We start from the raw sequence: 13391 nt of genomic DNA, 5'->3' as shown, positions 1-13391 counted from the left end.
CCTTGACCCCGGCCGCGATCGCCATGAAGCCGAGCAGCGCGAGCAGGCCCAGCATCAGGGTGTAGAGGGGCATCACGGTGGTGCTGCGGCGGATCACGTTGCGGCTGCGCGAGGACAGCGTCGCGGTGATCGAGTGCGGGTACATGAACATGGCCATCGCGGAGCCCAGTGCCAACGTCGCATATGTCCACTGGGTGTCCGGACCGCTGGTCAGTGCCCCGCGCGGGTTGCCGGTCGCCGGATTGGTCTGCGCGAAGGCGTCACCCGCCTTGTGGAAGATGGCGTCGAAGCCGCCCAGCTTGATCGGGATGTAGATGATCGCCACGACGATGACGATGTAGATCAGTGCGTCCTTCACGAAGGCGATCATCGCGGGGGCGCGCAGGCCGGACGAGTAGGTGTATGCCGCCAGTACGCCGAAGGCGATCAGGAGCGGCAGGTCTTTCACGAGCCAGTTCGTCGAGCCGTCGCCGCCAATACCCAGCACGTCCAACACGGCCTGGATGCCGACGAGTTGGAGCGCAATGTAGGGCATCGTGGCGAGGATGCCGGTGAACGCCACGGCGAGGGACAGCCCCTTGGATCCGAAGCGGCCGCGCACGAAGTCGGCCGTGGTGACGTAGCCGTGCTTGTGCGAGACCGACCACAGGCGCGGCAGGAACGTGAAGATCAGCGGGTAGACCAGGATCGTGTACGGGACGGCGAAGAAGCCAGCGGCGCCGGCTGCGTAGATTGCCGCGGGGACCGCTACGAAGGTGTAGGCGGTGTAGACGTCGCCGCCGAGCAGGAACCAGGTGATCCAGGTTCCGAACGACCGCCCGCCCAGGCCCCATTCGTCGAGGCTGTGCTCATTGTCGGGCTTGCGCCAGCGGGCAGCGAGAAAGCCCATGACGGTGACGGCCAGGAAGAAGAAGATGAAGACGGCGAGCGCGACGCCGTTGACGCCGCCCTTCACCTTGCCCTCCTCACTATGAGGGGTGAGCGGGTGAATGACATGGGCTGCTCCGATCGATCGTATGAGTGGACGGGGGCGGCGGACGCAGGAACATGGCCTCACCGCTCGTGGGCGGAGGCCGTTTCGTTGTGCAGAAGGCTGTTGAGTTCGGTGTCGATTGCTGTGCCGGCGGAGGAGGTGTGTGGTGTTCGTGGGTTGCTTCCGCGGGCGGCTACGGCGATTGCTGCTGCGGCCATGGGGAGGGCGACGAAGACCGCGGCGGTGCGCATGCCTCCGGGTGCTGAGAGCACCAGGGCGATCAGGGGTGGTCCGAAGGCTCCGCCGGATTTGCCGACGGCTGCGGCCCATCCGCCTGCGGTGCCGCGGATGGATATGGGGAAGATCTCGGCTGTGTAGGGGCCGAGGAGCGCGATGACGCCGGCCGTGCCGGCGAACAGCAGCATGACGGTGGTCAGGATGAGGGGCCTGCTGCCGTTGAGGCCGATGACGGCCAGTGCGAGCAGGGCGGTCACGGTGAGTGTGGCGTAGGCGACCATGGTGCCCTTGGCTGACCAGCGGGTGTACAGCCAGGCGGCTACCGCGCAGGTGGGGATGGACAGCAGCGAGGCGATGAACAGCAGCATGGCGGCGGACATGCCGTGCTTGTTCGAGGCTGCCAGCTGGCTGGGGAGGAAGGAGATGAAGCCCCAGTAGACGAGTCCCCAGGCCAGTCCGTACGCGCTGACGATCAGCGTTTTGACTGTCTGTGGCCGGCGGAACAGGGCGGACGCCGGGACACGTTCGGACTGCTGCTTCTGTGAAGTGAAGGCGGCGGATTCCGGGATCCACCGGTTCAGTGCGATCAGGGCGAGAACCAGGGGCAGTTGGGCGAACCAGAGCATGCGCCAGCCGGCCAGGGGAACCAGCACCGCGGCGAGACCGGAGGCGGCCATGTAGCCGCCGGTGGTGGTCAGGCCGGCCTGCAGCACCATGATGGGCGCGCGCCGGCCCGGTGGAAGGCTCTCGGTCATCAGGGCGTAGACGACGGGCAGCATTCCTCCGGCGGCCATGCCCATCAGCGCACACATGATGAGGTTGCCGCTGAAGCTCGGCATGGCGCCGCATACGGTCGTGCCGAGGAAGAGCAGGGAGGCGATGAGGATGGTCGCCCTGCGTCCGATGCGGTCCGCCGCCCTGCCCCAGATGAGCGAGCCGAGGACGGTGCCGGTCAGTGCCACGGTGGGCAGCCATGCCACTTGGGCGGCGCTGAGGTGGTACTCGTGGCGCATGCCGGGGGCGACGAAGGCCAGGGTGGCCGGCTTCATCTGGTCCACGATCAAGGCGAAGCTCAGCACGGCGATCAGGCGGCGCCGGCTCGCCGTGGTAGGCGGCGCCGGGGCGGGAGCGGCGGCGGGGCCTGTTCCGGAGGGCGGCAGCAGGGCGATCCCGGAGAGCACCACACCGGCGACGATGGCCGCCATGGACGCCCACATCGCCGGCGTCATGCGCATCATCGACATGTCGAAATCCATGGGAGCGGAATCGATGAACATCCACAGGTGTTCGACGACTCCGGCACACGTCAGGGCGACGCCGCTCCAGAACAGCAGTGGTCGGGGTATCAGGGAGGTGGGTGGCGGGGACATCGTCAACTCCTCGTCGAGTGCCCAGAAATGGGTCCGGGTCTGGTGTGAGCACGGGGCCGGGCGGCGCGGCTTACAGCCGAGGTCAACTGGCGAGCAGCCCGGCCCCTCTGGGGTGTCGCCCGTTCAGGAACGCGCCGGAACGGAGCCAGTGGAGGGTTCGTGGGTCGGCGGGTGGTCTTTGAGCCCGAGGACGGCAGGCCAGCGGGCATCGTCCGGTGCGACCACGAGGAACCTGGCGTACCACTGGTCGAAGAACGACAGCACGAACATCGGCAGGAGCGTCCAGATCGCCACCTGCTCGAGAGCCGTGTTGCCGGTCAGCGCGGCGATGATGACGACCACGAAGATGTTCGGGTAGGTCATGGCCGTGTAGTCGTCGAGAGCCTGGACGTGCCGGTGGCGTTGGAACAGCGCGGCCACCAGCCGTAGCCCCAGGGCGATGCCGAGAGCCGTTGGGAGATAGGTCGTGGCGGCGCTCAGATGGAGTTTCAGGGAGACCAGCACGATGAACGCGGTGAGCAGGAGCACGGCCACGTAGCCGTTGCGTTCGCCGTACTTGGCAGTACGGATCGGGGCACGCTGCCTCAGCTGGCGGACCAGCAGGTACGCGGCGGAGACCACACCGGTCGACGTGGCCGCGCTGATCGCGACGGCAGGGACCACACCCTCGCGCAGCGTCAGGGCCAGCACCACGGAAAATGAGAACGTGGCTGCCAGCGACGACAGCAGCACCTGCGCGAACGACGGCATGATCATTCCGCCGAGGCAGCGGCTGACCGTCATGGCGACCACGGAACTGGGGGTGGCCAGGAAGATCGCGGTGAACACCGCCGTGCTGGTGCTGCCCGCGCCCCACCAGTGCACCAGGGCTGCGAAGGCCACGGGCAGCGCGATGTAGCGCAGGGCGACGGAACGCAGGATGCCCCGGTCGGTGACGAAGGTGCGGGCATTCTCCAGTTCGATGCGGCACATCGTGATGACGCTGGCCACCACGAGCAGCAGAAGAAGGAGATATGGCGAGGTGGACATCCGCAGCCCGGCCAGGTTGCCGAGGAGCCCGGCGGCCAGGCCCGCGCAGAACACGACGGGATGGTTGACGACGATCCAGTCGTAGACCATGTTCATGGTCTCGTTCTCGTTCTTCACATAGCTGTGGATGCGATCGCCCTGCAGCATCTGCGAGTTGGGAAGGCGCAGGTCGTACGACTCGTCTGCGGGCCGGGCCAGGATGAACCGGCAGATCAGCTCCACCACGTACTTGTGCGACACCACGCAGACCATGTCGCCGCGGCGCAAGGCGGGCAGCAGTTCCTGTTCGTAGAACTCCCTGACTCTCGCGGTGAACTGCCCGAAAGTCTCGCCGCCGGACAGGGTCGGGCTGTCGGCGTTCATGGCGCGCTCGTACTCGGCGATGCCGTGCCGGCGCTGGAGGATGGACTTGCTCTCCAGGGTGTAGCTGCCGAAGTCGCGTTCCATCAGGCGGTCGTCGACCATGACCTCCGGTGCCTGTTCGCCCCGGTCGTCGAAGATGATCCCGGCAGTCTCGAAGGCCCGGGTGAGCGGGGAGACATAGACGCGGTCGAAGTCCTGGCCGCGGTGGCGCCGGGCGACCTGCTCGGCCTGGATGCGCCCCAGGATCGTCAGTGGCGCATCGCGCTGGCCTGCGATGCGATGCACGGAATTGCAGGTGGATTCGCCGTGCCGGACCATGAACAGCCGGCTCAGGAGAGCTTGGTCGTGCGCGGTCTCCATCAGGCGTCCTTCTTCGGCGCGTGCTTGACCTGGTCGCCGTACTGCGCGTCCCAGCCCGCCAGCTTGGTGATGTCGCACAGGTTGTGCACCGCGTGCTTCTCCACGACCGTCGCCAGCAGGGACACGGCCCGCCGGGCCTGCTCGGCACTCAGGCCGAACTCACGGGCGAGGGCGGACCCGAACTGCGCGAAGTCCTCGCCGAGGATGCCCCGGTGCTTCTCGCGCTCGCTGCGGTCCTCCGCCTGGAGGAGGTCGACCGTGTGCGGGTAGGCGGTTTCCCGGGCGTAGCTGAGGATCCGGTGCCGCAGCCGCTCGACGTCGGCCTCTTTGGCCCTCAGGCGCAGGTCGCTGACGATCCAGTCGCTGCTGCGGGTCAGGCAGTGGTGGATCCCTTCCGGAATGTTCATCTGCTCCCCGTCGCTCGCCGACCTGACACGGCGCAGGACTTCCATGGCGGTGTCGAAGCACTGGTTGCGCAAGGTGCCGATGCTGAAGACGAAGGCGCCGAGCCGGCCGCGCCGGGTGGTCTCGTCGCCCTGTCGCATCGGGCCGACGCAGAAGAGGTCGCGCGCCGTCTCGCCGTCCGCGGTGACCAGCTGTCCGTGCTGGCCGACCTCGATGCCCCGGTGGGTCTTCGACTGGGGCTGTGCGAACTTCCGGCCGTGGACCAGTGCGCTCCACAGCGGATGGCCCGTCCGCTCGTAATCCGTGTTGTTTCCCAGGCAGTTGACGACGCGGTCGACGATCACGTCGTCCCGGTCGGCGAAGACCACGCGGATCCTGGTGCCGTCCTCGACCAGCCGCATGTCCTGGATGCCGGCCGCTACGACGCTGACCGTCTTGGGAGCTCCGTTGAAGCCGCGCATCCGGTCGCGGACCACGCTGCCGATCTCCCGCACCGTGCTGGTGCGGTTGGTGACGATCAGGCTCTTGTACCTGTCGAGGAGCATCCGCACATCGGCGCCGTCCATCCGGGACACCAGCTCGATGACGTAGGGCTCCCACGCCTTCATGACGCGCTCGGCGAAGACGGCGTCGTGCGCGCTGCCGCTGCCGCCCGGCCCGTGCTCGGCGCGCAGATGGGCGTACTCCGCCTTGATGCCCTCGACGACCGCCTCCGGGGTGAGGTTCTCGGTATCGAGGAAAGGGGGGCGCCGGGCCTGCCAGATGTCGTGCTCGTGGTCGGTCGGGTAGGTGTCGTGCATGTGGCCGCCGCGGGAGCAGATGAGGATCTGCCCGGTGTGCCCGGAGTGGACGAGCGAGACCACGGTGTCGAAGGAGGACAGGGCCGAGCCGGTGACCAGCACCGTCTCGTCGGGGCCCACGGCCCCAAAGCGCTCCTGGGCATCGGGGGAGTAGGGGTCCGCGATGAAGCGGTCGGAGTCCTTGACCTGGTGGTAGAAGGGTGCCTGGACCGGGGCCAGATGCCCCGTCGCCAGGATCACCCGGTCGGACGGCAATTCGTGGATGGCGCCCTGCGGACCGGCATCGGCGTACTTGACCACATAGCGCTCACCCTCGGCCCGTACGTCGATGGTTTCGCCGCTCAGCTCGCGCAGGGAGACATCGGGGCGGGCATCGGCCACGGCGCCGCGCAGCCGTTCGGCGAGGTACTGCCGGAAAATCCGCCGGGGCACCACGCAGGCCACACCGAAGGTGTGGTACTGCCACGTGAGTGGCCAACTGGAGCGGTCTGCCTCCTCGTTGGCCCACTCCAGGAAGTCCTCGGGGCGCTCGCGGCGCAGGGTGATGCGGCCGGCCTGGATGTTGAGCATGTGCTCCCAGTTGGTGGACGCCTGGCCGAAGGCGAGGCCGCCGTAGCGGTATCCCTCCTCGCGCTCCATCAGGCATATCTCCAGTGGCGACTGGGCGAACTGGAGCAGCCGTATGGCGGTGAGGGTGCCGGAGAAGCCGGCTCCCACGATGGTGATGCGCTCGGCGGCGGTGACTGCGGCGGGCATCGTGGTCTGCACGCCGTCGTGCAAGGGGGCGTGCTGCATTTCCACGGTCATGTTCTCCACGGTTTTGTCTCCTTGGGGTACGGAAGCGTCAGAACCACGCGTGGGTGAAGTGGACGGCGATGGCGTCGCGGATCGAGTTGTGGACGATGCAGCCTCGCTCGGCCTTGAGTAGGGGCTTGGAGATCAGATCGCGCAGGGCGGCGGGCGCGGACACCGTCACGGCGATCTCCGAGAAGCGGGTCGGCGCGGGGACGAGGGTGCCCTCGACCCGCACGTGCACATCCCGGGCGTCGGCTTCGGGATCCTCGGCCTGCAGTGCGGCCAGGAACGTACTGAGGTAGCAGCCGCCGAGGGAGAGCAGAAGCAGCTCTCCGCCCATCGGGCCGGCGTCGGTCCCGTCCTTCTCCTTGGGCCGGTCGATGGTGACCGAGTGGTCGCGGGCGTGGCCGACGGACACGCTTCCTCCGGCGGGACTGAGCGATACACCGATTCCGGGCATGAGGGAGCACTGACTCCTGTCTGGGGCTGGATCTGGCGCTTGGCGCGCTGCACGGAAGGCGGCGCTGCCTCACCGGTGCTGACGAGTAATCGACACTCAGCATCAGGACAGACGGCGGGGCCCGGGTGGATCGTGGACGATCCTGGACGCGGACCCGAGCAGGGGCTCAAGGCGTGAAACTGGCTTGACAGTTGCGGGCGCCCTCCTCCTAACTTGAAACGAACGTTCCAAGTAGTTCAGGTCAGAACTGTCCCCGGGGGAGGGGTATTCGTGCCGCAGGCACTGGATCCGGGCAGAGCTCGCACGATGGATGAATTCATCGCGGAACTGAGACTGTTGAAGGCATGGGCGGGCAACCCGTCGATCACGGAGATAACGCGGCGCGTCCACACCGCGTGGCACAAGGCCGGGCGGCCACGCAGCGAGTGGCCCGCCCGGTCCACGGTGGGCAACTGCTTCCAGGTCGGCCGCCGCCGGCCCAACACCGACCTGCTCCTTGCGGTGGTGCACGCGCTCGTCGAGGGAGACGAGGCTTCCCTTTCCGCCTGGCGCCAGGCGTTGCGCGCCGTGCTCGGCGAGGCCGAGGCGGCCGCCCAGGTCAGCGCCTACGACCGGCTCCCCGACACCCGACCCCCGCTCATCGGCAGGGCCGGTTTGCTGCGACAAGCCGACGCGCTGCTCGGCGCCGGGGGCGCAGGCCGGGCCGTAGTCCTCGAAGGGATGGCAGGGGCGGGCAAAAGCGCGCTGGCCTTCCACATCGGACACCGCCTCATCGCGGCAGGAAAGATAGCGGGCCCGGTGCTCTTCGCCCAACTGCGCGGATGCGGCGTGGACGGCCCAGCGGCCGACCCGACGGCCGTGCTGGAGTCCTTCCTGCGCCTGCTGGGCGTGAGCGGTGACCGGATCCCCTACGGCCTCGACGCCCGAGCGGCCCTCTACCGTCAACTCCTCGCAGACACCCAAGCATTGGTGATGCTGGACGACGTCGCCGACGAGGACCAGCTGCGCCCCCTGCTGCCCGGAACAGCACGGACGTGCCGCACCGTCATCACCACTCGCCAGACCCTGCGCGGCCTGGACGGCCTGACGAAGCTTCCGGTCCCCACGCTCAGCCCCGACGAGTCCCTGGAACTCCTGCGCACGGTCGCAGGAGCGCAACGGCTGGGGTCCGACGCCGCCTCCGCCCACCGCATCACCGACCTGCTGGGCCATCACCCACTCGCCCTGTCGATCATCGGTCGCCATATGCGGGAACACCCCGCATGGGCGCTCGCCGACTACTACCGCGAACCCTTGACCACCTTGGCCATGGAAGGCGGCGCCCGAGCCTCGCTCGCCGCCTCCGACATGCAACTGCCCACAGGAGCTCGACGGCTGCTGCGACTGCTGGCCCTGCACCCCCCGCACGAACTGGACGTCCACGCGGTAGCCGCCCTGGCCGACCAGCCCGTCGCGACTGCCCGACGCAACCTCGACACGCTCGCTGCGGCACACCTCGCCGAACGGACCGGGCCCGGATGGTACCGACTCCATGATCTGGTCCACGCCTACGCCGAAGAGCGCATCTGCATCGACGAGCCGGCGAGCCACATCAGACAGGCGCTGCGCCGCGTGCTCGCACACTACGAAAACCGGACAGCAGCCAACTCCTCCGCCCCCCTCCCGGCGCGCCAGCCGGGCCGGGGCGCGCGGCCCAGGCGCTTCAAGCATGCGGAGGCATGGGCTGACGTAAAGCTGCCGTCGCGCCCGGACGGGCACCAGGCCCTGGCCGCGTAACTGTCTGACGGCGGTCGACCATTCGACATCTCTACCTGACCGTGTCGTCCCGGCCGGTCCTCGGGGATGCCACGCAGGGCTATGGTCGAGCGGCCACCAGCAGACCGGCCAGGTAGGTCTCCTCCACCGCGTCGCCCGGGAGGGCTTCGCGTAGCCGATGGCGTTCCTCGGTGAGGAACGCCGAACGGCTGCCGATGTTGGCGAGGTGCGTGTCGAGGGACACCACGCGGGTCCAGCGCACCTGGTGACATGCGACCCGCGGCCCCGCCAAGCCCTCCAGCCGGAAACCGGGTGAGCGGCCAAGCCCCGCACGACTGGCCGCCAAGTCCGCCACCGCAGCGGGCCAGTTACGGCAGCGGCCGCTGTGTCCCCGTCGGCTGGCGCCATCCACGTCGAGTTCCTCGAGGGCACCACATCGCCGAGATCACCGCACCGGTGGAAGCTCAGTCACGGCGGCGAGACACTGAGGCAGTGGAACACGGAGGCGGGCCGCAGCCGAGGTTCAGCAGTTCGACAGCGGGCGGGCAAGCCAGCGTCGGTCGGGGGCGGTGTCGCGGCGTGGGTCGAGGTTGGCGGCTGCGAGCAGCAGAGTGACTCCCTCCAGGTCATCACCCGGTCAGTGGGGTGGCCAGTTCGGTGTCGCTGCCAGGCCCTTCCCGTGGCCGGTGCAAAAGATGGCTGAACTTCCGGCTCCGAAGCCGGCTCTCTGCCGCTGGGAGGGGGCTACGCTCGGTTGCGTACCGTGAGTCGTCCGGGCGGGATGGAACTGGCCACAGTGACGACTCGGGCGGGCAGGCAGGAATCGAGGCGACGTCCGGAGCTTTCCGTCAGCGGGCACCACACGGCTCTCTGCAGTCGGCCCTACTTCGGCGCGCCTCTCAGCGCGTTCTCCCGCGGGCCCGGCCCCTGCTCGCTGCCACGTGTCCGGGAGGCGACGGAACGGACTTTCCGATGTCTGCCATGCGACACGACGTCCTCGCCGCCCAGGCCGTGGTCGACCTGGCCGCCCGCGCGGACGGTTTCGACGTACTGGAACTGCTGCACGATCTGACCACGCACGCGGTCAGCCTGCTGGGCGTGAGCTCGGCCGGGGTCACCATCCTCGACGAGACCGGACAGGTCGACTACGTCACCGCCTCCGACGAAACGTGCCGCCGCCTGGAGGAGGACCAACTCGAACTGGACGAAGGCCCCTGCGTGGACAGCACCCGCACGGGCAACGCCCTGGCCCCGGTCCTGCTGCGCGCCGACCGCCCCAGCCGCCGGCGCTGGCCCCGCTTCACCCCACGCGCGCTGGCCGCCGGCATCACCAACGTCGCCGCCGTGCCCCTGCGCACCCCGCAGCACCCGCTCGGCGCCCTCAACCTGCTCAGCACCGGACGTGTGCCGACGCGGGAGGACCTGTGCCTGGCACAGGTCCTGGCCGATGCTGCCGGAGTCTGCCTGCAACACCGCCAGACCCTCCTCGCCAAGGACGAGGTCATCTGTGAGCTGGAGACAGCCTTGGAGTCCCGCATCGTGATCGAACAGGCCAAGGGCGTACTCGCTTCCCGTCTGGGCATCGACGTGGAAGAGGCATTCGTGCGGCTGCGCGGCCACGCACGCTCCCGACAGCAGAAACTCACCGAACTGGCAGCCCAGATCACGCGAGGATCCGTCCCGGCCGAGCTCGACACGGTGTCGTGACATGACGCGCGAGGAACGGGACGCCGCCTCCGGCGCCGCCCCGCCACCCAAGGACGGGCTGAGCGAATTACTGGCCCGCGCACACCTGGCCGCCCGCAACGGACACGGCCCGGACACCGCCGTCCCTCCCGGGGCCGCCCGCCTGCTCGGCCTCGACGCTCTCACCCTGAACATGCTCGCCGCCGACGGCCACCTCGAACTGCTGTGGTGCGACCCGGCCGAGGGCCTGGGCCCCGAACTGGACAACCTGCAGTACACCCTGGGCGACGGCCCCGCCCTCGAAGCCGTAAAGCAGGGCCGCACCCTGTCCGAACCGGACCTGCCCGCCGCCGACCCGGCCCGCTGGCCTCTCTTCCTGCCGGCCGCCGCACGTACCCCGGTCCGCGCCCTCATCGCCGCCCCTCTGCGCTTGGGCGCCGCCACCATCGGCGTGCTCACCGGCTACCGAACGGCCCCCGGCCCCCTCACCCCCGCCCAACGCCGCGGACTTGACCGTGTGGGCCGCACCCTGGTGCACCTGCTGTACACCGAGCTGATCACCTCGGCCGACGACGGCGGAGCGGTCACCGGCCTGCGCCTGTACCGCGCCGAAGTCCACCAGGCCACCGGCTTCCTCGCCAGTGAACTGGGCATCCCCATGGGCCAGGCTCTCCTCCGCCTGCGAGCCCACGCCGCCACCTACGGCCACCCCCTGTCCGACCTCGCCCGCGATCTCCTCGCCCGCCGCCTGGCCCCCGACACCCTCGATCGTGCGGAGTAGGAAGAACCGGTGCGACCCGGCCTTCTCCTCGTTTCCGGCGATGGCTCCCTCAGAACGCCCGTCGTACGCCCTGCGGTAAGGGCTTCAGCGGGCTCCTGGAGTGGGTTCCGTCAGTTCGGGCGCGCCGCGCCCTTCGGTCGACGAGGTGCCACCACATGCCCTGCCCGGCGTCCTGTTCCTCATCGGTCTCCGCCGAACCAGAAGGACGGAGAGGGGACCCCTGGCCTTGGCGCGAGGCCACCCATGGTGGTCTCCGGCGGGCATGGCCTCACCGGTCTCCGCGAAAGTGCCCACTTGCTCGGCGGCACCTTCCTGGCCCGCCCCCTCGACGACGGCGGCTTCCGGATCCACGCCGCCTTCCCCGCCCCCCCACCAGCCACCCGGGCACGAAAATCAGCCGACGCGCTGAACTGCCCGACGCGCTGCGAACAGCCGGGACCGGAAAGGGCCGGGGCGGGCGTTGCCCACTTCGGTGGGGGTCCCGACAGCGTGGTCCGAATCGGCACATGTCCGCCCTGGACGGCGGCCTGCGTTGAGGCTCTGTTGATCCGTGACTGTTCGCGGCGAAGCGGGTTGGGGCGCTGCGATGTCGGCAGAAGCGAATGGGGACTGGTGTCCACTATGCCGCTTGATGGAGTGATGACTACATACCTATGAGTCCTTGGGGCAATTTACGCGAGACGGAAGTTTCCGCGTAAGTGAGCGTCACGGGGGCGGGGAAACAGGCCGATCCACCTGCCCCGAACGGAAAGGCTCCACGGTGAACCGAACCTGGACACGCTCCGGCCCTGGTACGCGGGCGCCGCGCCGTCCGGCGGCCCGGACCGCTGTCAGCCTGCTGGCCGCGGCCGGCAGCCTGTTGATGCCGATCGCGGTGGTGGGCACGGCTCACGCTGGGCAAGCCGTCACCGGCGGCCGCGCGGTCGCGATGCCGTCCGGCACCACCACGGCTCACCTGCCCCTCGTCGGCCGCCCGACGGGCCCCGCCTCCGCCACCGCGGCGAGTGCGCTGATCAAATACGCGCTGGGTGACTTCGTCTGGTTTGATGAGAACGGCGACGGACGGCAGGACACCGGCGAACCTGGTGTTGCGGGCGTGAAGGTCTCCCTGCTGACGGCGACCGGAGCTTCGGCCAAGGACGCCGACGGAAACACGGTCCAGCCCACGGCGAGCGACGCCAACGGCCATTACGCATTCGACAACCTGGCCCATGGGCAGTACAAGGTGCATTTCAGCGAACTCCCTGCGGGAAGCAGGTTCACCACGCAGTCGGCACCGGGGGGCAGTTTCTTGAAAGACTCGAACCCGGACCCGAGGACCGGGACGACAGCGACGATCAGGCTCGGTCTCCCTCTCCCTGTGCCGGGTGAGCGCCCCGCGGTCGGTAGTGACGGTGTGTCAGCGGCCTTCATCCAGCCGACGATCGATGCGGGACTCGCAGACGAGAGCTAGCGCTCTCATAGCTACCGGCAGGCGGGACCGGCGGGACTGCTCGCGGGACGGTGGGGACGGGCCGGCCTCGTGTCGAGTATGCGGCTTGGTCACTGCCTCGCACTCCCATGGCGGGAAGGCCGGACGTCAGCGAAGTGCTCTGACTGTTGCTCGGTCGAGTGCACGGACCCTGGGGGCGTGTCGCGCGCGCTGTGATGGGCAGCTTGAAGTTGGGCCCGGAGGGGAGGGAGGCCCAACCCCGTTCGCAGTTGCTCTCACGCGGTCGCGAGAGCCCTCCGGGCACACTCGTGGCCCGCGTTACGCCGGCTTGTACTGATGGGCCTGCCGCCGCGCCATTCGATCCTGGAGGAGTCGCCTGCAACCCAGTCCTCGGCGGTCGTCTCGTCGATACCGGCGCGCCGCAGGATTTCGACGAGATCGCGGTCGTTGAATGCTGGCCCGAGCAGGCGGGCGTCGGCACTTACCCGCCGACCGCCGGTGCCGCGCGGCCGGTGCACGACGATCCGCGCACTGGCCATAGATCCAGGGTGCGACGTCGGGCCGATGATCGCAGCCGCGGGCCTGGCCACCCTTCGTGATCAGGGGGGGTGTGGCATGGGAAGCATGGCCGTCATGGCTGCGATCGGCCTGGTGGTCGCTTGTCTGGGTGTAGGCGTGCTGATGTTGCTGGGTCTGGTGGCGGTCGTGCCGTCTGGGTGTTGGCGAAAGCGGACGATCGCCGCGATGGAGCAGGCCGAGCGGGACGACGACTGCTAGTTAATCCAGCACCCCGGGCTCGGTCTCGGGGCGCAGAACTCGCAGACGGGGATGCCGTTGGCGAGGGGGTGCAGGGCTTGCTCGCAGCTGAGGGCTTTGGCGGTGCCGTGCGTCATGCCGCATCTGTCGACGTGCACAGTCTTGGGGTTGGGCCCCCGCCGGAGCATC

At 68.9% G+C, this 13391-nt stretch carries 13 protein-coding genes; 5 read left to right on the top strand and 8 right to left on the bottom strand.

The annotated features are described in order from the left end of the window. The 5 genes from IE206_RS19440 to IE206_RS19420 form a co-directional block, all read right to left on the bottom strand. Window positions 1–955 (bottom strand): sodium:solute symporter family transporter (locus tag IE206_RS19440; RefSeq protein ID WP_444545510.1); only part of this gene is annotated, 955 nt, incomplete at its 3' end. A gap of 98 nt (window positions 956–1053) precedes the next feature. Next, a complete protein-coding gene (locus tag IE206_RS19435) occupies window positions 1054–2580 on the bottom strand; it encodes an MFS transporter (RefSeq protein WP_189963592.1) in 1527 nt (508 codons plus the stop codon). A 123-nt stretch (window positions 2581–2703) separates the two neighbouring features. Next, the gene (locus tag IE206_RS19430; RefSeq protein WP_189963590.1) at window positions 2704–4332 is read right to left on the bottom strand and encodes a histidine phosphatase family protein; all 1629 of its coding nucleotides are present in this window, start codon (window positions 4330–4332) and stop codon (window positions 2704–2706) included. Next, window positions 4332–6344 carry an FAD/NAD(P)-binding protein gene (locus IE206_RS19425; protein ID WP_226600007.1) on the bottom strand — a complete coding sequence of 671 codons (2013 nt, stop codon included), beginning with the start codon at window positions 6342–6344 and terminating at the stop codon, window positions 4332–4334. Before IE206_RS19425 ends, IE206_RS19430 begins: the two co-directional genes overlap by 1 nt. Before the next feature lie 37 nt (window positions 6345–6381). Further along, window positions 6382–6750, bottom strand: a complete 369-nt coding sequence (locus IE206_RS19420) for an OsmC family protein (protein WP_226599737.1) — start codon at window positions 6748–6750, stop codon at window positions 6382–6384. A gap of 348 nt (window positions 6751–7098) precedes the next feature. Here IE206_RS19420 and IE206_RS19415 point away from each other — a divergent pair, with 348 nt between their 5' ends. Continuing rightward, window positions 7099–8568: an NB-ARC domain-containing protein gene (locus IE206_RS19415; protein WP_189963585.1), complete on the top strand. Its 1470-nt coding sequence runs from the start codon at window positions 7099–7101 to the stop codon at window positions 8566–8568. 79 nt (window positions 8569–8647) lie between these two features. Here IE206_RS19415 and IE206_RS19410 read toward each other — a convergent pair whose 3' ends face one another. Continuing rightward, window positions 8648–8809, bottom strand: coding sequence for a hypothetical protein (locus tag IE206_RS19410; protein WP_189963583.1), 162 nt, complete (start codon window positions 8807–8809; stop codon window positions 8648–8650). Between the two features lie 719 nt (window positions 8810–9528). On the opposite strand from IE206_RS19410, the gene IE206_RS19405 reads away from it, so the two are divergent. The 3 genes from IE206_RS19405 (at window position 9529) to IE206_RS19395 (ending at window position 12467) form a co-directional block, all read left to right on the top strand. Then, on the top strand, window positions 9529–10254 hold the full coding sequence (locus IE206_RS19405) for an ANTAR domain-containing protein (protein ID WP_229853207.1): 726 nt from the start codon (window positions 9529–9531) through the stop codon (window positions 10252–10254). Window position 10255: 1 nt separating this feature from the next. Then, the gene (locus IE206_RS19400; protein WP_189963579.1) at window positions 10256–11014 is read left to right on the top strand and encodes a GAF and ANTAR domain-containing protein; all 759 of its coding nucleotides are present in this window, start codon (window positions 10256–10258) and stop codon (window positions 11012–11014) included. An 862-nt stretch (window positions 11015–11876) separates the two neighbouring features. Next, window positions 11877–12467, top strand: a complete 591-nt coding sequence (locus tag IE206_RS19395; protein WP_189963577.1) for an SdrD B-like domain-containing protein — start codon at window positions 11877–11879, stop codon at window positions 12465–12467. A 254-nt stretch (window positions 12468–12721) separates the two neighbouring features. Here IE206_RS19395 and IE206_RS19390 read toward each other — a convergent pair whose 3' ends face one another. Beyond that, the gene (locus tag IE206_RS19390) at window positions 12722–12985 is read right to left on the bottom strand and encodes a hypothetical protein (RefSeq protein ID WP_226599736.1); all 264 of its coding nucleotides are present in this window, start codon (window positions 12983–12985) and stop codon (window positions 12722–12724) included. A gap of 76 nt (window positions 12986–13061) precedes the next feature. Between IE206_RS19390 and IE206_RS19385 the strand changes: the two genes are divergently transcribed. Continuing rightward, entirely contained in the window at window positions 13062–13223 is a 162-nt protein-coding gene (locus IE206_RS19385; protein WP_189963575.1) for a hypothetical protein, read from the top strand. Here the strand turns inward: IE206_RS19385 and IE206_RS43575 are convergent. Next, window positions 13220–13390, bottom strand: a complete 171-nt coding sequence (locus IE206_RS43575; RefSeq protein ID WP_226600006.1) for a DUF6233 domain-containing protein — start codon at window positions 13388–13390, stop codon at window positions 13220–13222. The two genes, IE206_RS19385 and IE206_RS43575, sit on opposite strands and share 4 nt — an antisense overlap. Window position 13391: the final 1 nt, after the last annotated feature.

The organism is Streptomyces violascens (assembly GCF_014649955.1).
GTDB lineage: Bacteria > Actinomycetota > Actinomycetes > Streptomycetales > Streptomycetaceae > Streptomyces > Streptomyces violascens.
This window is presented reverse-complemented; position numbering and strand designations above follow the sequence as displayed.